General features: G+C 71.8%; 21 protein-coding genes. 13 read left to right on the plus strand and 8 right to left on the minus strand.

Features of this window, described 5'->3' with window-relative positions:
• Nucleotides 1-17: 17 nt before the first annotated feature.
• The gene (locus tag ACIGDI_RS35865) at nt 18-1,010 is read left to right on the plus strand and encodes a DUF3068 domain-containing protein (RefSeq protein ID WP_399905749.1); all 993 of its coding nucleotides are present in this window, start codon (nt 18-20) and stop codon (nt 1,008-1,010) included.
• Here the strand turns inward: ACIGDI_RS35865 and ACIGDI_RS35870 are convergent.
• Complete coding sequence (locus ACIGDI_RS35870) at nt 1,000-3,765, minus strand: ATP-dependent RNA helicase (protein ID WP_399905752.1); 2,766 nt, start codon at nt 3,763-3,765, stop codon at nt 1,000-1,002. The two genes, ACIGDI_RS35865 and ACIGDI_RS35870, sit on opposite strands and share 11 nt — an antisense overlap.
• Before the next feature lie 4 nt (nt 3,766-3,769).
• A complete protein-coding gene (locus ACIGDI_RS35875) occupies nt 3,770-4,708 on the minus strand; it encodes a class I SAM-dependent methyltransferase (protein ID WP_399905947.1) in 939 nt (312 codons plus the stop codon).
• Nucleotides 4,709-5,009: 301 nt separating this feature from the next.
• Between ACIGDI_RS35875 and rpsA the strand changes: the two genes are divergently transcribed.
• From rpsA to ACIGDI_RS35895, 4 genes are all read left to right on the plus strand, one after another.
• Nucleotides 5,010-6,506: a 30S ribosomal protein S1 gene (gene rpsA, locus ACIGDI_RS35880; protein WP_031487881.1), complete on the plus strand. Its 1,497-nt coding sequence runs from the start codon at nt 5,010-5,012 to the stop codon at nt 6,504-6,506.
• A 257-nt stretch (nt 6,507-6,763) separates the two neighbouring features.
• On the plus strand, nt 6,764-7,702 hold the full coding sequence (locus ACIGDI_RS35885; RefSeq protein WP_142151290.1) for a PAC2 family protein: 939 nt from the start codon (nt 6,764-6,766) through the stop codon (nt 7,700-7,702).
• A gap of 51 nt (nt 7,703-7,753) precedes the next feature.
• Nucleotides 7,754-8,383, plus strand: a complete 630-nt coding sequence (gene coaE / locus ACIGDI_RS35890) for a dephospho-CoA kinase (RefSeq protein ID WP_399905756.1) — start codon at nt 7,754-7,756, stop codon at nt 8,381-8,383.
• A gap of 50 nt (nt 8,384-8,433) precedes the next feature.
• On the plus strand, nt 8,434-8,820 hold the full coding sequence (locus tag ACIGDI_RS35895; RefSeq protein WP_200704669.1) for a M48 family metallopeptidase: 387 nt from the start codon (nt 8,434-8,436) through the stop codon (nt 8,818-8,820).
• 34 nt (nt 8,821-8,854) lie between these two features.
• On the opposite strand, the gene ACIGDI_RS35900 is transcribed toward ACIGDI_RS35895, so the two are convergent.
• Nucleotides 8,855-9,115: a DUF6343 family protein gene (locus ACIGDI_RS35900; RefSeq protein ID WP_200704668.1), complete on the minus strand. Its 261-nt coding sequence runs from the start codon at nt 9,113-9,115 to the stop codon at nt 8,855-8,857.
• Between the two features lie 65 nt (nt 9,116-9,180).
• Here ACIGDI_RS35900 and ACIGDI_RS35905 point away from each other — a divergent pair, with 65 nt between their 5' ends.
• Together ACIGDI_RS35905 and ACIGDI_RS35910 are read left to right on the plus strand one after the other, a co-directional pair.
• Nucleotides 9,181-10,080 carry an acyltransferase domain-containing protein gene (locus tag ACIGDI_RS35905; protein ID WP_399905761.1) on the plus strand — a complete coding sequence of 300 codons (900 nt, stop codon included), beginning with the start codon at nt 9,181-9,183 and terminating at the stop codon, nt 10,078-10,080.
• A gap of 94 nt (nt 10,081-10,174) precedes the next feature.
• Nucleotides 10,175-10,618: a DoxX family protein gene (locus ACIGDI_RS35910; protein WP_399905763.1), complete on the plus strand. Its 444-nt coding sequence runs from the start codon at nt 10,175-10,177 to the stop codon at nt 10,616-10,618.
• Nucleotides 10,619-10,679: 61 nt separating this feature from the next.
• On the opposite strand, the gene ACIGDI_RS35915 is transcribed toward ACIGDI_RS35910, so the two are convergent.
• Nucleotides 10,680-11,237, minus strand: coding sequence for an RNA-binding S4 domain-containing protein (locus tag ACIGDI_RS35915; protein WP_399905765.1), 558 nt, complete (start codon nt 11,235-11,237; stop codon nt 10,680-10,682).
• Nucleotides 11,238-11,312: 75 nt separating this feature from the next.
• Here ACIGDI_RS35915 and ACIGDI_RS35920 point away from each other — a divergent pair, with 75 nt between their 5' ends.
• Nucleotides 11,313-12,005: a uracil-DNA glycosylase gene (locus ACIGDI_RS35920; protein ID WP_399905768.1), complete on the plus strand. Its 693-nt coding sequence runs from the start codon at nt 11,313-11,315 to the stop codon at nt 12,003-12,005.
• Nucleotides 12,006-12,043: 38 nt separating this feature from the next.
• On the plus strand, nt 12,044-13,006 hold the full coding sequence (pip, locus tag ACIGDI_RS35925) for a prolyl aminopeptidase (RefSeq protein ID WP_399905771.1): 963 nt from the start codon (nt 12,044-12,046) through the stop codon (nt 13,004-13,006).
• Nucleotides 13,007-13,021: 15 nt separating this feature from the next.
• On the opposite strand, the gene ACIGDI_RS35930 is transcribed toward pip, so the two are convergent.
• Nucleotides 13,022-13,684 (minus strand): GntR family transcriptional regulator, encoded by a 663-nt coding sequence (locus tag ACIGDI_RS35930; RefSeq protein ID WP_399905774.1) that lies wholly within the window; start codon nt 13,682-13,684, stop codon nt 13,022-13,024.
• Nucleotides 13,685-13,847: 163 nt separating this feature from the next.
• Here ACIGDI_RS35930 and ACIGDI_RS35935 point away from each other — a divergent pair, with 163 nt between their 5' ends.
• From ACIGDI_RS35935 to ACIGDI_RS35945, 3 genes are all read left to right on the plus strand, one after another.
• On the plus strand, nt 13,848-15,311 hold the full coding sequence (locus ACIGDI_RS35935; RefSeq protein WP_272175597.1) for an NCS1 family nucleobase:cation symporter-1: 1,464 nt from the start codon (nt 13,848-13,850) through the stop codon (nt 15,309-15,311).
• A 5-nt stretch (nt 15,312-15,316) separates the two neighbouring features.
• Entirely contained in the window at nt 15,317-16,036 is a 720-nt protein-coding gene (locus tag ACIGDI_RS35940; RefSeq protein WP_399905777.1) for an aspartate/glutamate racemase family protein, read from the plus strand.
• Nucleotides 16,037-16,119: 83 nt separating this feature from the next.
• Nucleotides 16,120-17,088, plus strand: a complete 969-nt coding sequence (locus ACIGDI_RS35945; protein ID WP_399905780.1) for an MBL fold metallo-hydrolase — start codon at nt 16,120-16,122, stop codon at nt 17,086-17,088.
• 87 nt (nt 17,089-17,175) lie between these two features.
• Here the strand turns inward: ACIGDI_RS35945 and ACIGDI_RS35950 are convergent, their stop codons facing one another.
• From ACIGDI_RS35950 to ACIGDI_RS35960, 3 genes are all read right to left on the minus strand, one after another.
• Nucleotides 17,176-17,637 carry a GNAT family N-acetyltransferase gene (locus ACIGDI_RS35950; protein ID WP_399905783.1) on the minus strand — a complete coding sequence of 154 codons (462 nt, stop codon included), beginning with the start codon at nt 17,635-17,637 and terminating at the stop codon, nt 17,176-17,178.
• Nucleotides 17,634-18,047, minus strand: a complete 414-nt coding sequence (locus ACIGDI_RS35955) for a RidA family protein (protein ID WP_399905786.1) — start codon at nt 18,045-18,047, stop codon at nt 17,634-17,636. Before ACIGDI_RS35955 ends, ACIGDI_RS35950 begins: the two co-directional genes overlap by 4 nt.
• A gap of 107 nt (nt 18,048-18,154) precedes the next feature.
• A complete protein-coding gene (locus ACIGDI_RS35960) occupies nt 18,155-19,420 on the minus strand; it encodes an MFS transporter (RefSeq protein ID WP_399905788.1) in 1,266 nt (421 codons plus the stop codon).
• A gap of 288 nt (nt 19,421-19,708) precedes the next feature.
• Between ACIGDI_RS35960 and ACIGDI_RS35965 the strand changes: the two genes are divergently transcribed.
• Complete coding sequence (locus ACIGDI_RS35965; RefSeq protein WP_399905791.1) at nt 19,709-20,503, plus strand: nucleotidyltransferase domain-containing protein; 795 nt, start codon at nt 19,709-19,711, stop codon at nt 20,501-20,503.
• The last annotated feature ends 23 nt before the right edge of the window (nt 20,504-20,526 follow it).

Here is a 20,526-nt window from a genome sequence, read left to right on the forward strand (position 1 = left end):
CCGCCCGGGAGGCCGAGATGCGCCGCAAGGCCAGTCTGGTCCTGCTCGCCTTCGCCGTGTTCTTCGCGGCACTGTCCCCGCTGCTGCGCTGGTACGCCTTCCCGCGCCTGGCCAAGATCCCGGCCGGCCAGTACCAGGACATGGTCCTGGAGGCGAAGGACGCGACCCTCCTCGACTACGGCACGATGAAGGCGAGGAAGGTCTCCAAGGTCACCATCGTGCAGACCCTCAAGGGCGACGTGGAGGCCGCGAAGAAGATCGGGAAGACGGCCGGCCGGGACGTCGTCGTCTGGGACGGCCTGTCCTACGTCCAGGGGCCCGACGGCAAGATGGTCTCCGAGATCCCCGAGCGCTACATCTTCGACGCCCACAGCCAGGCCCCGGTCCACGCCACCGGCGAGATGGTCGACGGCGACCCGGTGAAGCGGACCGGCATCGAGTTCAAGTGGCCCTTCCTGACGCAGAAACGGGACTACGAGTACTTCGACGCGCAGACCCGCACCACCAACCCCATCCACTACAAGGGCACCCAGGACTTCCGTGGCGTGAAGGTCTACTACTTCGAGCAGACCATCCCCTGGACCAAGGTCGCCTTTCCCAAGACCATGCCGGTCAAGGGCATCACCCCCGAATCGGTCGCCAAGACCGGCACCACCCGCTGGTACACCACCGTCCGCAAGTTCTGGGTCGAGCCCGTCACCGGAGCCCCCGTCTACGGCGAGGAGATCCACAAGGAGGAGCTGCGCGGCGGCACCCTGCTCGGCGGCCGGGACAAGGTGACGGCCTTCGCCGGCCACGTGAAGATGCGCGAGGACTACATCGAACACACCGTCGCGCTGGTCAAGTCCAACCGCACCCTCGTCCTGCTGATGGTGTCGTACCTCCCGTGGGGCTTCCTGATCCTCGGCACCCTGCTGCTCGCCCTCTCCCTGTGGCTGGAGGCCCGCAGCCGCCGCCCGGCCGACCCGGCACGCGCCGAGTCCGCCGCGCCGGAACCCGTCAGCGCCTGAGCCGCGCGTTGGTGTGCCGCGTCGGCTCGGCGGTCGCCGGGTCCTCGGGCCACGGATGCTTCGGGTACCGGCCGCGCAGCTCGGCGCGCACGCCCTTGTAGCCGTCCTTCCAGAAGGAGGCGAGGTCGGCGGTGACGGCGACGGGCCGCCCGGCGGGGGAGAGGAGATGCACCAGCAACGGCACGCCCGCCACCGCGGGCGACTCGTGCAGACCGAACATCTCCTGCAACTTCACGGCGAGAACGGGCTGTCGGGGATCGCCGTAGTCGATCCGGATCCTGGACCCACTCGGTACGGTGATGCGCTCCGGCGCCAGCTCGTCGAGCCGTCCGGCCTCCCCGGACGCCCAGGGCAGCAGACGGGCGAGCGCCTGCCCCGCGTCGATCCGCCCCAGGTCCGCCCGCCGCCGGGCCCGACCCAGCTCGGGCTCCAGCCACTCGTCCACGCGCGCGTGGAGCGCGTCGTCGCCGACGTCGGGCCACGGCTCCCCGAGACGCAGCCGCAGAAAGGCGAGCCGCCGACGCAGTACGACAGCCTCGGGCGACCACCGCAGCAGCCCGAACCCCTCCTCCCGCAGCCCCTCCAGAAGCGCATCCCGTACGAGACCGGGGTCGGCGTCCGGCAAGGGCCGCACCGCGAGCTCGATCGCCCCCAGCCGCCGCACACTCCGCGCCACGACGTCCCCGTCGGCCCAGTGGACCTCCTGCGCCTCGGAGTACAGGGAGCCGGCGGCCCGCCGGGCCAGGTCCTCGTCGATCACGGCCGCGAGCCGCACACGCGCGTGCCCCTTGCCGACGGGCCGATCCGCCACGGCGACCGCGATCCAGGGCGCCCCCCGCAGCGGACTGCCGTCGGCGAGCTCGGCCCGGGTACCGGAGGCCATGAGATAGGAACCCCCATCGGCCTTGGCAACCCGCTCGGGAAACGCAAGCGCGGCCACGAGCCCCACGAGGCGGTCCTCCACCCCCACCACCGACACGCCCGGGGCGCCCGGGCGTGTGCGGTCGTCTGTGCCGGGCGTCGCTGTGGCCTTGCGGTCCGGCCGGGTGCCGTTGCCCGTGCCGGTCGTCGGCGTGGCCGTGCCGCCCGCTCGCGTGCGGTCGTCCGTGCCGGGCGCCGCTGGGGCCTTGCCATCCGCACTGGTGCCGGTGCCCGTGCCGGGCGTCCGCGTGGCCTTACCGCCCGCGCGGGCGCCATTGCTCGTGCCGGGCGGCGGCGCGGTCTCGTCGGTCGTTCGCGTCCGGTCATCCGCAGTCGTCGTCGAGGCGCTCGCTTCGCTCGTCCGCAGGCGTCGTACCTCCGTGCGCCAGCGGGCGGCGTACGGGTCGCCGCCTCGTCGGGCGGTTCTTAGGGCGGCTGTGAGGTCGTCGCCGTATTCGCGGGGCGGTTCCTCCGACAGGAGGGCCACCGCCTCGGCGCCCTGTCCGGAGGTGTCCAGGAGTGCCCGGCCCAGTCGGGGGTGCAGGCCCAGGCGGGCCAGGGCGGCTCCCCGCCGCGTGGCGCGGCCGTCGGCGTCCACCGCGCCCACCGCCGTCAGGACGGCCCGCGCCGCCGCCATCGCCCCGCCCGGCGGCGGATCCAGCAGCGCCAGCCCGGACGCGTCCGGGTCGCCCCAGCACGCCGTCTGCAGCGCGAACGCCGTCAGGTCGGCCACCTTGATCTCCGGTGCCGGGAAGCGCGGCAGCCGCGCGTCCTCGACCTCCGCCCAGCAGCGGTACACCGCGCCCGGCGCCTCCCGTCCGGCCCGCCCCGCCCGCTGCCGCCCGGCGGCCTGCGAGGCCCGTACCGTCGTCAGCGCGCTCAGCCCGCGCGCGTGGTCGACGCGCGGCTCACGCGACAGCCCGGAGTCGACGACCACCCGTACGCCCGGAACCGTCAGCGACGACTCCGCCACCGAGGTCGCCAGCACCACCCGGCGCCGGGTGCCGGGGGAGAGCACCGCGTCCTGCACGGCGGCAGGCGCGCGCCCGTGCACCTGGAGCACCTCGGCGCCGCCCAGGTCCCCCAGCTGCCCGGCCACGCGCGCGATCTCGCCCACGCCCGGCAGGAAGCACAGCACGTCCCCGTCCCGCTCGGCCAGCGCCCGCCGTACCGTCGACGCCACGTGCGCCAGCAGCGCCGGGTCCACCCGCATGCCGTGCGGCGGCCGTACGGGCCGGGCCGGCGGCGACCAGATCACCTCGACCGGATACGACACGCCCTCCGCCTCGATCACCGGCGCCCCGCCCAGCAGCCGCGCCCAGCCCTGCGCGTCCGTGGTCGCCGACGCCGCCACCAGCCGCAGCTCCGGCCGCAGCGTCTCCCGGACGTCCCACAGGAACGCCGCCGCGGTGTCGGCGTCCAGGTGCCGCTCGTGGCACTCGTCGAGCACCACCACGTCCACCCCGGCCAGCTCCTGGTCCCGCTGCAGCCGTTGGAGCAGCACACCGGTCGTGACGACCTCCACGCGCGTGTGTCGCCCGGCCACCCGCTCGCCGCGCACCGTGTAGCCGACGCTCTCGCCCGTCTTCTCGCCCAGCAGCCACGCCATCCGCCGCGCCGCGGCCCGGACGGCGATGCGGCGCGGCTCCGCCACGACCACGCGACGGGCCCCGCCCCGCCCGAGCAGCCCGGCCAGCTCCAGCGGCACCAGCGTCGTCTTGCCGGTGCCCGGAGGCGCCACGAGAACGGCCGTGCCGTGCCCCTCAAGGGCGTCGTCGAGAGCGGGCAGCGCCGCGCGTACGGGCAGCGCGTCCAGGGCGTCGTAACGGATCACACGCTCAGTCTCGTACGCAGACGAAGATCGCCGTCCCCGGGATCAGGTTCCCGCGCAGCGGCGACCAGCCGCCCCACTCGGCGGTGTTCCAGGCCGGCCACTCCGGCTCGACCAGGTCGACGAGCCGGAAGCCGCCCGCCACCACGTCCCGCACCCGGTCGCCGATCGTCCGGTGGTGCTCCACGTAGACCGCGCGGCCCTCCTCGTCCTGCTCGACGTACGGAGTGCGGTCGAAGTAGGAGGCCGACACGCTCAGCCCCTCCGGCCCCGGCTCGTCCGGGAAGGCCCAGCGGATCGGGTGGGTCACCGAGAAGACGAAACGCCCGCCCGGACGCAGCACCCGCCGCACCTCCTTCAGCACCCGTACCGGCTCGGCGACGAACGGCAGCGCCCCGTACGCCGAGCAGGCCAGGTCGAACGACTCGTCCGCGAAGGGCAACTCGCCGGCGTCCGCGCACACCAGGGGGAACGCGCCGCCGATGCGCAGGGCGTGCTGCAGCTGGCGGTGCGAGATGTCCAGGGCCACCGGGCGGGCGCCCTGCGCGGCCAGCCAGCGCGAGCACTGGGCGGCGCCCGCGCCGATCTCCAGTACGTCCCGGCCCTTCAGGTCCTCCGGCGGGCCCAGCAGCTCGGCCTCCACCTCGTCGAGGCCCTCGGGGCCCCACACGAACCGGTCGTCGCCGAGGAACGTGCCGTGCTCGACCTGGTACTCGTCGGCGTTCCGGTCCCACCAGCCCCGGTTGGCCCGGGCGCTCTCCGCGACACCGGCAGTGCGCCGGGTGGCCTCGGGCTCGGCGTCGTGCTCCGCGTCGTGCCCGGACTCGTGCCCCGCCTCGGGCCCGTACTCGTGCTCGGAAGAAACGGACTCTTGGATGATCGGCTCCCTCGTCGTACTCTTCCCTCCAACCCGACGCCCACGGGTGTCACGGAAGGGGTGTCGCAGGCCTGCGTGGCCTCGCGAGACAGTTCTTGTGCCGGGTATGGGGCGATCCGCCCCGGGTGTGCGCCTTCGCGCATTGACCCTGCCTGGCTGCCCCCGTATGCTACAAGTTGCGCTGCGGGCCTGCGCACCTCAGACGTAGCAGGCTGCGCTCGCATCTGTTGTATGTCCCCTCGGTTGTCGAGGCGCCATCACCGATTCCGGTGGGGCGCTTCCTTGGCTGTCCGGCTTCTTCAGAGCGAAACGGGCTCCCGGCGTAAGCAGTACCTACGACTTCAATGTCCGTACCGGAGCCCTTTCCCACATGACGAGCAGCACCGAGACCACCGCCACCACCCCGCAGGTAGCGGTCAACGACATCGGTAACGAGGAAGCCTTCCTCGCCGCGATCGACGAGACGATCAAGTACTTCAACGACGGCGACATCGTCGACGGCGTCATCGTGAAGGTCGACCGGGACGAGGTCCTGCTCGACATCGGTTACAAGACCGAAGGCGTTATCCCGAGCCGCGAGCTCTCGATCAAGCACGACGTCGACCCGAACGAGGTCGTCGCCGTCGGTGACGAGATCGAGGCCCTTGTCCTCCAGAAGGAAGACAAGGAAGGCCGCCTGATCCTCTCGAAGAAGCGCGCCCAGTACGAGCGTGCCTGGGGCACCATCGAGAAGATCAAGGAAGAGGACGGGATCGTCACCGGTACCGTCATCGAGGTCGTCAAGGGTGGTCTCATCCTCGACATCGGCCTCCGTGGCTTCCTCCCGGCCTCCCTGGTCGAGATGCGCCGCGTTCGCGACCTCCAGCCCTACGTGGGCAAGGAGCTCGAGGCCAAGATCATCGAGCTGGACAAGAACCGCAACAACGTGGTCCTGTCCCGCCGTGCCTGGCTGGAGCAGACCCAGTCCGAGGTCCGCCAGACGTTCCTCACGACCCTGCAGAAGGGTCAGGTCCGTTCCGGTGTGGTCTCCTCGATCGTCAACTTCGGTGCCTTCGTGGACCTGGGTGGCGTCGACGGTCTGGTCCACGTCTCCGAGCTTTCCTGGAAGCACATCGACCACCCCTCCGAGGTCGTCGAGGTCGGCCAGGAGGTCACGGTCGAGGTCCTCGACGTCGACATGGACCGCGAGCGCGTCTCCCTGTCGCTGAAGGCGACCCAGGAAGACCCGTGGCAGCAGTTCGCCCGCACCCACCAGATCGGCCAGGTCGTGCCCGGCAAGGTCACGAAGCTGGTTCCGTTCGGTGCGTTCGTCCGCGTGGACGAGGGCATCGAGGGTCTGGTCCACATCTCCGAGCTGGCCGAGCGCCACGTGGAGATCCCGGAGCAGGTCGTCCAGGTCAACGACGAGATCTTCGTCAAGGTCATCGACATCGACCTCGAGCGCCGTCGCATCAGCCTCTCGCTGAAGCAGGCCAACGAGTCCTTCGGTGCCGACCCGGCCTCGGTCGAGTTCGACCCGACCCTGTACGGCATGGCCGCGTCCTACGACGACCAGGGCAACTACATCTACCCCGAGGGCTTCGACCCCGAGACCAACGACTGGCTCGAGGGTTACGAGAAGCAGCGCGAGGAGTGGGAGCGCCAGTACGCCGAGGCGCAGACCCGCTTCGAGCAGCACCAGCAGCAGGTCATCAAGAGCCGCGAGGCCGACGCTGCCGCTGCCGCCGAGGGTGGCGACACCGCCGGTGCGGCTCCGGCCGCGGGTGGCGGTTCGTACTCCTCCGAGGGTGCGGACACCTCCGGTGCGCTGGCTTCCGACGAGGCGCTTGCCGCGCTTCGCGAGAAGCTCGCGGGTGGCCAGAGCTGAACGCTTGCCGCTGAGGCATAGCTGGTAACTGAGGGGCCGTACCTTTCGAGGTGCGGCCCCTCGGCGTTGTCCCGGCTCGGAGTTCGGCTGCCGGCCGGTGGGGGCTTGTCGCGCAGTTCCCCGCGCCCCCTTGGGGCGCCTTCCACCGCAGCCCCGCCATGAAAAGGGCCTGAGATGCGGCTGATCAGGGGCCTGAGCGGGAATGCCCCTGCTCCAGGGGGCGTTGATGTGTACGAACACGAGGAGGAGCGGTCACTGTGCTTGATCCGCAGGGTTTGTACGCATGGGAGCCGAAGGGCCTGGCAGTCGTCGACATGGCGCTCGCCCAGGAGTCGGCCGGCCTTGTCATGCTCTACCACTTCGACGGATACATCGACGCGGGCGAGACCGGCGACCAGATCGTCGACCGGCTGCTCGACTCGCTGCCCCACCAGGTCGTGGCCCGCTTCGACCACGACCGGCTCGTGGACTACCGCGCCCGCCGTCCGCTGCTGACCTTCGAGCGCGACCGGTGGACCGACTACGAGGAGCCGAGCATCGACGTGCGGCTCGTCCAGGACGCCACCGGGGCGCCCTTCCTGCTGCTCTCCGGCCCCGAGCCGGACGTGGAGTGGGAGCGCTTCGCCAAGGCCGTCGAGCAGATCGTGGAGCGGCTCGGCGTCCGCCTCGCCGTGAACTTCCACGGCATCCCGATGGGCGTCCCGCACACCCGCCCCGTCGGCCTGACCCCGCACGGCAACCGCGGCGACCTGGTCCCCGGGCACCGCAGCCCCTTCGACGAGGCGCAGGTTCCCGGCAGCGCGGAGTCCCTCGTGGAGTACCGCCTGATGGAGGCCGGGCACGACGTCCTGGGCGTCGCCGCGCACGTCCCGCACTACATCGCCCGCTCCCCGTACCCGGACGCGGCCCTGACCGTCCTGGAGGCCATCACGGCCGCCACCGGCCTGGTCCTCCCGGGCATCGCGCACGGCCTGCGCACCGACGCCCACCGCACCCAGACCGAGATCGAACGGCAGATCCGCGAGGGCGACGAGGAGCTCACCACCCTGGTCCAGGGCCTGGAGAACCAGTACGACGCCGTCGCCGGCGCCGCGAGCCGCGGCAACATGCTCGCCGAGCCGGTGGACATCCCGTCCGCCGACGAGATCGGGCAGGAGTTCGAGCGCTTCCTGGCGGAGCGGGAGGGCGACAACTGACTCCCCAGGGTCCGGCACGCGGCGCCGGCGGCGGGCCGTAAGCTTCTGGGCATGCTGAAGGTGGGCCTGACCGGGGGCATCGGTGCCGGTAAGAGCGAGGTGTCGCGGCTGCTCGTGGCGTGCGGGGCCGTACTGATCGACGCGGACCGCATCGCGCGCGAGGTCGTCGAGCCGGGCACGCCGGGACTGGCCGATGTCGTCGACGCCTTCGGCCCGGACGTCCTCACCGCGGACGGCACCCTGGACCGTCCCAAGCTGGGCTCGATCGTCTTCGCGGACCCGGAGAAGCTGGCGGTGCTGAACTCGATCGTGCACCCCCTGGTGGGCGCGCGGTCCCGGGAACTGGAGGAGGCCGCCGCCGAGGACGCCGTCGTCGTCCACGACGTGCCGCTCCTCGCCGAGAACGGCCTGGCCGGGCTGTACGACGTCGTGATCGTCGTCGACGCGAGCCCCGAGACCCAGCTCGACCGGCTCGTGCGGCTGCGCGGCATGACCGAGGAGGACGCCCGCGCCCGTATGGCCGCCCAGGCGACCCGGGAGAAGCGCCGGGAGATCGCGGACGTCGTGATCGACAACGACGTACCGCTGGAGGAGCTGCGGCGCCGGGTGCGGGACGTATGGGCCGATCTCGAGCGTCGGGCGCACGCCGCGGGGGACTCGTCCCGGCAGCCCCGGGAATAGCACGCCCCTCCAGGCGCGTTGAACCCCTCCAGTGAGGGAAGGACTCTGCCGTGCCCGAGACCAGCGGTTCGACCGGACGTACTCCGGAGACGCACGTCATCGACTTCCGTGCCGCCGAGCAACTGCTCAACGCACGGGACCCGCGGGGCGCGGTGAAGCTGCTCGACGGTGTCATCGCCGCGCACCCCGAGAACACCGCCGCTCGACTGCTGCGCGCGCGTGCCTTCTTCGCCGCCGCGCAACTGCGGCCCGCGGAGCTGGAGTTCACGATCGTCCTGGAGCGCGAGCCGGACAACTCGTTCGCGCACTTCGCGCTCGCCCGCACCTACGAACGCCAGGGCCGGGGCGACCAGGCCAAGCGCCACTTCCGCCTGGCGGCCGCGCTGGACCCCAACCCCCAGTACCTGAAGGCGGCCCGCTTCGACGAGTCGGCCTGAGCCAGGGCCTGCCGTTCGGCTCGGCTCGCGCGTCCTATCGCCTGCCCGGCGGCCGGTACGGCGGGACGTCCGGGCCCGGCTGGTAGTGCGGGCCCTGGCGCATGTGCCTGAGGATGAACGTCAGGTCGACGGTGATCACCAGCCACAGCACTCCGCAGGCCGCCGCCCATCCGGGCCGTCCCACGAGCGCGAAGGCGACCGTGCCGAAGACCGCCCAGACCAGCCCCCACACGCTCAGCCAGAACCGCGCCCGCAGGGCACTGCGCGCGGTCGTGGGTTCACTGCCGGTACGCATCGCCTGATCACCGTTCCTTCCTGCAACGTACTCTTCGATGCGGACGTTCACCAAAGGGGGTTCCTGTGCTGCCGGCTGCGGACGAACTGGCCGAGGTGCTGCTCGATCTCGCGGTACCCCATGAGGACATCGGCGAACTCGTACGGATGAGCCGACGGGTGACCGACGACCCCGAGCTGCGGCAGGCGCTGGAGGCGTCCGTGGCGGAGCTCGTCCGGGGGGTCGGGGAGATCGGCACCGGCCTCGACCTGCCCGAGCTCGACTGGGCCTCGGGCCCGCTGCAGCGCTGCTTCCCCGTGTACGTGTTCGTGGCGGCACTGCCGTACACGCGCGCCTACCACCGCGAGCGGGGCGTCCCGGACGAGGTGTCCCGGCGGACCCTGGCCGACCTCGGGCGGCACATGGCGGTGCACCGGCGGCGGTACGGCGTGGCGGGCGTGCACGCCGTCTGGTGGTTCGGCCACCACTTCCGCGGCGAGCTGTACCAGCTGGGCCGGCTCCAGTTCGAACGGGCACGGCTGGGCCGGCGCACGGGCACCGCGCTCGCGGCGGCGGGACTCGACGTCGGTCCGGGCACACCGTGTCTGAACCTCCACATCCCCGACTTCCTCGGCCCGCTCACCCCGGCCGCCTGTGACCGCTCGCTGGCGCTCGCCGCGGAGTTCTTCGCCCGCTGCTTCCCCGAGGAGAAGTACCGGGTCGCGACCTGCCACTCCTGGCTGCTGGACCGGCAGTTGACGCACTACCTGCCGGCCGGCTCCAACATCGTCCGCTTCCAGCAGCGGTTCCGGCTCGCCCGCGAGGACAAGGAACCGGCGGACACCGACCCGGTGGAGTTCGTGTTCGGCGACCCGGGACTGCCGGTGGAGACCCTGCCCCGGCGCAGCGCCCTGGAACGGGCCGTCGGAGACCATCTGCGGGCGGGCGGCCACTGGTACCACGGGCACGGCTGGTTCGAACTGTGAAAGCGGCGCGGACGGCGATGAGTTCGGGCGGGCGCCGGGGTCTACCCCTGCGACAGCGACACCCACCGCTCACCGCTCACCGCAGGAGAACCTCATGTCCGAGACCACCGTCCCCGTCACCTCCACCGCTTCCGCCGCCTCCGGCTCCGTCCGCGGCCGCCGCGCCCGGATCGCCCTGCGCACCGTGCAGGTCCTGCTCGCCCTCTTCTACGGTGTCGCGAGCGCCCTGCCGAAGCTGATCGGCAACCAGTACGCCGTCGACGCCTTCGACAGGATCGGCTGGGGCGGCGTGGGGATGTACACCATCGGCGCGCTCGAACTCGCCGGTGCCGTGGCCCTGTTGATCCCGGTGCTGCAGTCCGTCGCCGCGGTCGCGCTGAGTGCGCTGATGGTCGGCGCGTTCTTCGTCCAGATGATCGTCTTCGGCGGTGAGAACGCCGCGACGCCGCTGATCCTGATCGTGCCGCTCGCCGTGATCGCCTGGGCGCGGCGCGACTCGAACAGGGATCTGCTGGATCTCGTACGACGACGGGGGTGAGCCCCGGCGGCGAAGGGGGCGTCCGGCCCGCGCCGGACGCCCCCCTCCGTGTGCCCCGGAGTCAGTGCCCGCCCGGTCGTCCCGTGCCGCCGCCCATGATCCCGCGCAGCCGTTCCAGCTCCCGGCGGTCGCGCTTGGTCGGGCGCCCGGTGCCGCGGTCGCGGATGCCGATCGGGGCGACGGCCTCGCGCGGCGGCGGAGGAGGCGAGTTGTCGACGTAGCACTGGACCGCCACGGGGGCGCCGACCCGCTTGCGGATCAGCCGCTTGACGATCACGATCCGTTCCCGGCCCTCGTGGCGCAGCCGCACCTCGTCGCCGACGCGGAGGCTGTGCGAGGGCTTCACGTTCTGGCCGTTCACCCGCACGTGCCCGCCCTTGCAGGCGGAGGCGCCGAGCGAACGGGTCTTGATCAGGCGGACGGCCCAGATCCAGCTGTCGACGCGGACGCTCTCGCCGCTCGCCGGCCCGGCCGCCTCGGCCGCGGCGATCGCGGCGGCGACCTTCGGATCGGCGGCCTGCCCGGTGTCGGCATTCGATTCGGCGGCCTGCTCGGCGTCGGCCTTGTGGACGGTGTTCTTCGGATCGGCGGTGTCGTCCTGGTCAGCGTGCGGAGCCATGTCCCCGACCTTAGCTCCCTCGGGCCGGGTGTTCCGCGCGGATTTCCGACGGGACCGGCGACGTACCGTTGATCCATGGACAGCCTGGTCGAGCTCGACTCCCGGATCGCCGGATGTGTCGCGTGTCCTCGGCTCGTGGAGTGGCGGGAGGAGGTCGGGCGGACCAAGCGGGCGGCCTTCCGGGACTGGACGTACTGGGCGCGGCCGGTGCCCGGGTTCGGTCCCTCCGACGCCTCGCTGCTGATCGTCGGCCTCGCACCCGCGGCCCACGGCGGCAACCGCACGGGCCGCATGTTCACCGGGGACCGCTCCGGGGACGTGCTGTACCGGGCGCTGTACGACGTGGGGCTGGCCTCCCAGCCCACCTCTGTCACCGCCGACGACGGCCTCGAACTCCACGGTGTCCGCATCACCTCGCCGGTGCACTGTGCCCCGCCCGAGAACAAGCCCACGCCCGCGGAGCGGAACACCTGCCGGTCCTGGCTGGTCCAGGAGCTGCGGCTGCTGCGGCCGACGCTCCGCGCCGTGGTCGTGCTCGGCGCGTTCGGCTGGCAGGCGGCGCTGCCGGCGTTCGCCGAGGCGGGCTGGGCGGTTCCCCGGCCACGGCCCGTCTTCACGCACGGTGCCCGCGTGCCGCTGGACGGCCTCGACCTCTTCGGCTGCTTCCACGTCAGCCAGCGCAACACCTTCACCGGCAAGCTCACCCCGGACATGCTGCGGGACGTGTTGCGCACGGCGGGGGAGGCGGCCGGCCTGCCCGTGAAATGAGGAGGCGGTCACGGCCGCGGGGGAGTTACCGTGCCCGGATGCCCCTCTACCCGGAGATCGAACCGTACGAGCACGGCATGCTCGACGTCGGCGACGGAAACCGCGTGTACTGGGAGACCTGCGGAAACCCGAGGGGCAAGCCCGCCCTGGTCCTGCACGGCGGACCCGGCTCCGGCTCCAGCCCCTACTACCGGCGCCTGTTCGACCCGGCCGCCTACCGGATCGTTCTGCTCGACCAGCGTGGCAGCGGACGCTCCACACCGAGCGCGAGCGCCTACGACACCGACATGAGCGTCAACACGACCGCTCACCTCGTCGCCGATCTGGAGCTGCTGCGGCGGCACTTGGGGATCGGGCGGTGGCTGGTGTGGGGGGTGTCGTTCGGTTCGGTGCTGGGGCTGCGGTACGCGCAGACCCATCCGGGCGCCGTGTCGGAGGTGGTGGTGACCGGGGTCGCGACCGGTTCCGACGCCGAAGTAGCCCTGCTGACCAGGGGAGTCGGCCGGTTCTTCCCGGAGGCCTTCGACCGGTTCCGCGCCGGCCTGCCCGCCGCGGAACGGGACGGCAACCTCGCCGCCGCCTGCAACCGGCTGCTGGAGTCGCCCGACCCGGAGGTGCGGGCGAGGGCGGCACGGACCTGGACCGACTGGGAGACGGCGACGATACCCGCGCCGCCGAGGTCCGTCCCGCGGTTCGAGGACCCGGCGTTCCGCTACGGCTTCGCCCGCACCGTCACGCACTACTGGGGCAACGACCACTTCCTCGGCGAGGGCAACGACGAGGGCGTCGTCCTGCGGGACGCCCCTCTGCTGAAGGGCGTGCCGGGCACCCTCGTCCAGGGCAGCCTCGACTTCGGCAACCTGCTCGGCATCTCCTGGCGGCTCCATCACGCCTGGCCCGGAAGCGAGTTGGTGATCGTGGACGACGTGGGCCACAGCGTGGGCGGCCCCGGCATGGCCGAGGCACTGGTGGCGGCGACGGACAAGTACGCCCGCCGCTGATCCCGGGACTGCGGGTCAGGCCTCCGCGTCCCCGAACAGATGCCGCACCGTGGAGCGGTAGTTGGTGCGCACATGGGCCAGCGCGTGCGTGCGGGCCCGCTCGGGGTCGCCGGAGGCGATCGCCTCGTACAACTCGCGGTGTTCCACCAGGAGTTGTGGCCACTCCTCGTTCCGCCGGGTCATCCAGCGCAGCCGACCGGCGACCGGCTCCAGGGCGGCCGTCAGCAGGCTGTTGCCCGCCATCGCCACGATGCGGTCGTGCAGACGGCTGTTGATGTCCGTGATCAGCTCGGCGTCCCCGGCCTCGGTCGCGGCGGCCGCGCGCTCCAGGAGTTCCTCCACCTCGGCCAGATCCTCCGGGGTGGCGTTCGACGCGGCGAGCCCGGCCGCGTAGACCTCCAGCGCCTCGCGCAGTTCGAACAGCTCCCGGACGTCGTTCGGCGTGAGTCTGCGCACGACCGTGCGGCGCGGGGTCTCGAAGTGCACGAACCCCTCGGCGACCAGCGCCCGGATCGCCTCGCGGACCGGCACCCGGGAGACGCCGTAGCGGTCCGCGAGCTCCCGCTCGACCAGCCGGTCGCCGGGCAGGAGGCGGCCCGCGATGATCTCCTGCCGCAGGTTCGCCAGGACGCGTTCACGGACCGCGCCCAGGGGTTCGATCTTCGTGGGGGAGCTCATGGAGCCATTGTCCTCGTGGCGGCGCCCGCTCCGGGCCATGGGGTGTTTTACGGAGCGTTAACGACGGCGACATCGGTCGGAACCCTTGACGGGGGGACCATGACCGCAGTTTGGTATACCAAACGGCCGCACCCGTTCCTCCCTCCCCCGTTCTGGAGGCCCCGTGTCCCTCGCCGACCGCGCCGCAGCCACCGGCGCCCCAGCGTTCGTCCCCGATCCCCGCCTCACCAACGAAGACCTCGCGCCCGCCGGGAAGAGGAACTGGAAGGTCTTCGACCTGTTCGCCATGTGGATGTCCGACGTCCACAACCTCGGCAACTACACCTTCGCCGCCGGCCTGCTGGTCCTCGGCATGAACGTGTGGCAGGTCTTCACCGCCCTGCTCATCGGCTTCGTGCTCATCTACATCGGCATGAACTGGATGGGCCGGATCGGCCAGCGGCACGGCGTGCCCTTCCCGGTCGTCAGCCGCATCAGCTTCGGCGTCTGGGGCGCCAACATCCCCGCCCTGATCCGCGCCGTGATCGCCATCATGTGGTACGGCATCCAGACCTATCTGGCCTCCGTCGCCGTGAACGTCATGCTGCTGGCCGCCTGGCCGGGCCTGGAGTCCTGGACGCACCACTCCTTCCTGGGGCTCGACGCCCTCGGCTGGTGCTCCTTCGTCTCCCTGTGGCTGATCCAGGCGCTGATCATCAGTCAGGGCATGGAATCGGTACGGAAGTTCCAGGACTTCTGCGGTCCCGCGATCTGGCTGGTGATGATCGCGCTGGCGGTGTGGGTGCTGTGGAAGGCCGACTGGAGCATCTCCCTCACCTCCACCCCGCACCCGGTGCCGGTCGGCGAGCAGTGGCGCCAGTGGTTCGGCGCGATCGGCCTGATCCTCGCGACCTATGGCACGCTGATGCTCAACTTCTGCGACTTCTCCCGCTTCGCGCCGGACTACCGGACCGTGCGCCGCGGCAACTTCTGGGGCCTGCCCGTCAACTCCACGGCGTTCGTGGTCGTTTCGGTGATCGTCACGGCCGGCTCGCTGAAGGTGTTCGGCACCGCCATCACCGACCCGGCCGAACTCGTCGCCAAGATCGGCAACACCTGGGTGCTGGTCGTCGCGGCCTTCACCTTCGCCGTGGCCACCATGGGCGTCAACATCGTCGCCAACTTCGTCTCACCGGCGTACGACCTGGCCAACGTGTGGCCGCAGAAGATCACGTTCAAGGTCGGCGGCATGATCAGCACGGTCGCCGCGCTGGTCGTCACGCCCTGGAACCTCTTCTCCAACCCGACCGTCGTCAACTACTTCCTCGGTGGCCTCGGCGCCTTCCTGGGCCCGCTGTTCGGCGTGATCATGGTCGACTACTACCTGGTCAAGCGCGGCCGCGTGGACGTCGACGAGCTCTTCGACGCCCGCCCCGGCTCCCGCTACTACTACCGCAAGGGCGTCAACCCCAAGGCGCTGTGGGCGTTCCTGCCCTCGGCCGGGGTCGCGGCGGTGCTCGCGCTGGTGAAGACCTTCAGCGACGTCGCCCCGTACTCGTGGTTCATCGGCACGGCCCTGGCGGCCGGGCTGTACCTGCTGATCTGCCGGGCCGAGCGCGCGTCCGAGCCCGCTGCCGTGGAGGTCTGACGGACGTGCGGATCGTCGTCACCAACTGCAACACCACGCAGGAGATGACCGAGGAGATCGTACGAGGTGCCCGGGCCGCCGCAGGCCCGGGCACCACCGTGCTCGGACTCACCCCCGCCTGGGGACCGGAGTCCGCCGAGGGCTGGCTGGACAGCCACCTCTCGGCCGCGGCCGTCATCGACCTGCTGCGGACGTACGAGGGCCCGGCGTACGACGCCGTCGTGATGGCCGGCTTCGGGGAGCACGGGCGCGAAGGTGTCCGGGAGTTGGTGGACGTGCCCGTCGTGGACATCACCGAGGCCGCGGCGCACCTGGCCTGCCTGCTCGGGCGGCGCTACGGGGTCGTCACCACGCTGGAGCGGTCCTGCGGGCAGATCGAGGACAGCCTCGAACTGGCGGGCGTGGCCCGCAACTGCGCGGCGGTCGTCGGCACCGGCCTCGGCGTGCTCGACCTCGGCGACGCCGACCGCACGCAGGCCGCGTTCCTGACGGCCGCCGAGCGGGTGCGGGAGGCCGGCGCCGAGGTGCTGGTGCTCGGGTGCGCGGGGATGACGGGACTGCAGCGGGCGGTCGGGGAGAAGCTCGGGCTGCCGGTGGTGGACGGGGTCGGCGCGGCGGTGAAGCTGGCGGAGTCGCTGGTGGGGCTGGGCCTGACGACGAGCCGGGCGGGCAGCTACGCGAAGCCGGTGCCGAAGCGGCGGGTGTGGGGGCGGGCGGGGGAGTGAGGTGGTGGGGTCCGGGGGCGGCCGCAGGGGTGGCAATGGGGGTGGCCCCCGGCGGGTGATCACCCTCGCCCACAATGAGCGGCATGAACCTTCCCGACGCACTCACCCCGGTGGCCGACGGCCTCCACCTGTGGGCCCCGCCGCACACGGGTACCTGGGGCTTCGCCAACTGCCTGCTCATCACCTCCGGCGAGCAGGCGGCCCTGGTCGACACGCCCTACGACCGGCCGATGACCGAGGCGCTGATCGCCGCCGCCCGCCCGGTCCTGCCGGCCGGCGCCGCGGGGGTGGGGACGATCGTCAACACCCACGTCAACGGCGACCACACCTTCGGCAACGGCCTCTTCCCGGGCGCCGAGATCATCGCCACCAAGGCGAGCGCGGAGCACCTGTGCCGGGAGCCCTCGCCCCAGCAGATGCACTTCCTGACGCATGGGACGCCCGCCGACCAGCCCTTGGGCTGGTACGCCCGCGAACACTTCGGCCGCTACCGGTACGAGGACACCGAGACCGTGCCGCCGACGGTCACCTTCAGCGGCCGCCACGACCTCCGGGTCGGCGACATCGAGGTCGAACTCATCGAGGTGGGCCCCGCGCACTCCGCGGGCGACCTCATCGTCCACCTGCCCGCGCAGCGGGTGGTCTGCGCCGGGGACGTCCTGTTCGCCGACGACCACCCCGTGCACTGGGACGGCCCGCTCGCCCGGATCGCCGCGGCCTGCGAGACGATCCTGGCGCTGGATCCGGACACGATCGTCCCCGGCCACGGTCCGGTGATGAGCCCCCAGGACGTCCGGGACCACATCACGTACCTACGGCGGCTCGAAGCCCTCGTCCACACCCGCCACGCGGCCGGTGTCCCGGCGGGCGACGCGGCCGCCGACATCCTGGACACCGGCTTCTACGACGACCTCGGCCTGCGGGAACGGATCGTCATCCTCACCGCGGTCGAGTACCGGCACCTGAACGGCGAGACCGGCGAACCGGACCTCGTGGCTCTGGCGGCACAGGCCGCGGGCTGGGCGTTCGGGCGCCGGGAGGTCGCGCCCTGAGTCACGGTCGTGAGGCGTTCGGGCGTCGGGGGGCGCACCCGGACTCACGCCGTCAGGCGTTAGGGCGTCCGGAGGTCGCCCTCTGACTCACGGCCGCCAGGCGTACCGCACGTCCGGCTCCCGCTCCTCGTTGCCGCTGCCGTCCGTGTACTCGACGGCGACGAAGCCGTGCCGCTCGTAGAACCGGTGGGCGGGCTTGTTGACCTGGAAGGTCCACAGCTCCAGGCCCTTGGGACTGCGCTCCTTGGCCAGCGCCACGAAACGGTCGCCGATGCCGCGCCCCCGCCAGTCGGGGGAGAGGTAGAGCTGGGAGAGCTCGTCACCCGAGAGCACCATGACTCCCACGATCCGGTCGGCGACCTGGGCCACCCAGGTCTCGCGCGACGGCACCACCACGTCCCGGAAGTACGCCCGCACTTCGTCGGCGGAACGCGGACTGACCACTGTCGGCAGCGCGGCGGCGACGGACTCCAGCCAGACGTCGGCCGCGGCGCGGGCATCGGGAGCGGTGGCCCGGCGGAGGACCGCGGGCGCCTGCGACGCACTCACGAAGACACCGCCTCGGGCACGACCGCCGTGGCGGTGATCTCCACCAACTGGCCGCTGTAGCCCAGGCAGTTCACGCCGAGCAGCGTCGAGGAGTGCGGTCCGAGGCTGAGCCCGGACGCCTCCACGACCTCCCAGACGGCGGACAGCACGGAGGTGTCATCGCTCACCACGTACACGTCGGTCGCCACGACATGCGCGAAGTCGCTGCCGACGGCGCGCAGTTGCTCCCCCAGATTCGCCAGGACCTGCTCGGCCTGCCGCACGGCGTCCCCCTCCCCGACCAGCTTGCCGGCGGCGTCGAGCGGCACGGTTCCGGCGAGAAACGCGAGCCTCGTCCCTGCCTCGACGACGGATGCGTGGGAGTAGCGGGGTGGGGGGAAGAGGGCGGGGACGGTGACGCGGCGGATCACTAGGTCGGCTCCTTGGGGTGGACACGGGACGGCCGCATCGATGGTCGAGGCTCAATTGCCGACAGCGCATCCCATTTTCCCGCCCGCCTCAGTCCGGACCGCACGGGTCACGCGTGCCGGGCGCCCTTCGCGTCCGTCGTCCGGCGAAGGAGCGGCAGCAGCCCGATCGCCACGAGCACCGAGGCGAGACCGACGGCGGCGACGGCGGCGGTGAGGCCACCGGTGACGGACTCCAGGGCGATGACGGCGAGCGGGCAGAGGAACTGCCCGAGGAAGAACGACGCGGTCCACAGGCCGGTGCCGCGGCCGCGGTTGCCGTACTCCAGCTTGGACATCGCCCAGGTGACCAGCGAGGGCAGCAGGAAACCGGTGCCGATGCCGCTGAGGAAGGTACCGATGATCAGAACCGCCACGTCGTGGGCCAGGCCGATCACCACGAGCCCCGCCCCGCAGAGGGCGAAGATCGCGGGGAGTCTGCGCTCGGGCCGCCCGATCAGCGAGGCGAAGATGACGCATCCGGTGACGGTGGCGGCGCTGGCGATCGCGGTGACCATGCCGATCAGGCCGCTGGACCCCACCCCCAGGCCGTTCATCAGATAGGCCGTTTCCGCCGGGACGATGTAGAAGACGATGCCGCCGAACACCGAGAGCAGGCAGATGCCTGCCAGCCGTAGCCCCGACGAGCCTCGCCGGCCGACCGCGGCCGCCTCGTCCGCGGTCACGTCCGGCAGCGGCTGCCGCAGGAACGCGGCCATCGCGGGGGCGAGGAGCAGCCCGACGGCGTAGAGCTGGAACGGGGCCCGCCAGTCCGAGGAGCCCATCCCGCCGCCGAGGATGAAGAAGGCGGTGGCGGAGACGGTGGCGCACACCGACTGCAGCGCCAGGTACCGGTCGCGCGCACGGCCCGTGTAGTAGTCGCCGATCAGTGTGGTGCAGCAGGTCATGATGAACGCCTCGGCCACACCGAGGAGGGCGCGGGCGACCACGATGGCATCGAGCGAGTCCAGCCACAGCGGGGCCGTGCCGAACAGCGCGTACAGGACGCTCGCCACGACCAGCGGGGCTCTGCGTCCCAGACGGTCGATCAGGACACCCGCCAGGGGTGCCAGCAGGGCGAGCGCGAGCGCGGGGATCGTCAGGATCATCGGGACCAGCGCGTCCGCGTCCGCCACCGTCGCGAACTGGTCCTGGAGCTTCGGCAGCACCGGAGCGAGGAGCACCGCGCCGAGAACGGGCAGACAGCTGCCGGCCATCAGGACCACCAGGCGCAGCCGGCCCCCGGATGCGGATCCGGGTCCGGCCCCGGGCACGGGCTCGGTGCTCTGGGCGGCGAAACCGTCGGCGGGCACGGATGGGTACGCGAAACCGGGCACGCAGGGCCTCCACAAGGGCGGTGACGGGCTACGCGGCTGAGCACCGATGCACGCTCGCCGGCCCCGAGGGGAATGCGCCCTTCGAGAGGGGCGTCAGGACTTGCACGACTATGGGACAGGGCGCTCCCGGTGCCTACCCTCTGCGCCATCGCATTCCCGGATCACGTTCATCCACCCTGTGGATGGGCGAGGTTCGCTCGTCCGAGGCTCACGCGTGGTGACCGGCTCACGGGCGGCGGCCCCTTAAAGCGTGGCGTCGGCGGGGGAGCGTGGGGCAGGCTGGCCCACATGCCCGGGACGGACAGAGACGACGACCAGGAATTCCTCGACACCGTGGCCGACCGCCTGGCCGCCCTTCCCACGGTCCGGGCCGTCGCACTCGGCGGCTCTCGCGCCCAGGGCACGCACAAGCCCGACAGCGACTGGGACCTGGCCGTCTACTACCGCGGCCCCTTCGACCCCGATGACCTCCGCGCCATCGGCTGGCAGGGCGAGGTCTCCGAGGTCGGCGGCTGGGGCGGCGGCGTCTTCAACGGCGGAGCCTGGCTGACGATCGACGGTCGGCGCGTCGACGTGCACTACCGCGATCTCGACGTCGTGGAGCACGAGTTGGCGGAGGCCGAGGAGGGGCGGTTCCGGGTGGAGCCGTTGATGTTCCATCTCGCCGGGATTCCGAGTTACCTGGTCGTGGCGGAGCTCGCGATCAATCGGGTGCTGCGCGGAGAACTCCCTCGTCCGGCCGCGTACCCGGAGAGACTCCGCACCCGCGCCGCCGACCGCTGGCGCGGCACCGCCCTCGCCACCCTCGCCTACGCCGAGGCCAACCACGCCCCGGCGGGCCGCCTCACCGAGGCCGCCGGCGCCATCGCGACGGCCGCGGCGCAGATGGCACATGCGGTGCTCGCGGCGCGGGGGGAGTGGGTGACGAACGAGAAGCGGTTGCTGGAGCGGGCGGGACTGCGAACCGTGGACGGCATCATCGCGTCGCTGTCGGCGGAGGCAGACGGCAACCTCACCCGCCTGATCACGGAAGCCCGGGAACTCTTCGAAACGACGTGGCTGGAAGAGGAGTTGGACCTGTAGGCGAGAATGGATCACATGCTGCG

This window comes from Streptomyces sp. NPDC085900 (assembly GCF_044540925.1).
GTDB lineage: Bacteria > Actinomycetota > Actinomycetes > Streptomycetales > Streptomycetaceae > Streptomyces > Streptomyces gilvifuscus.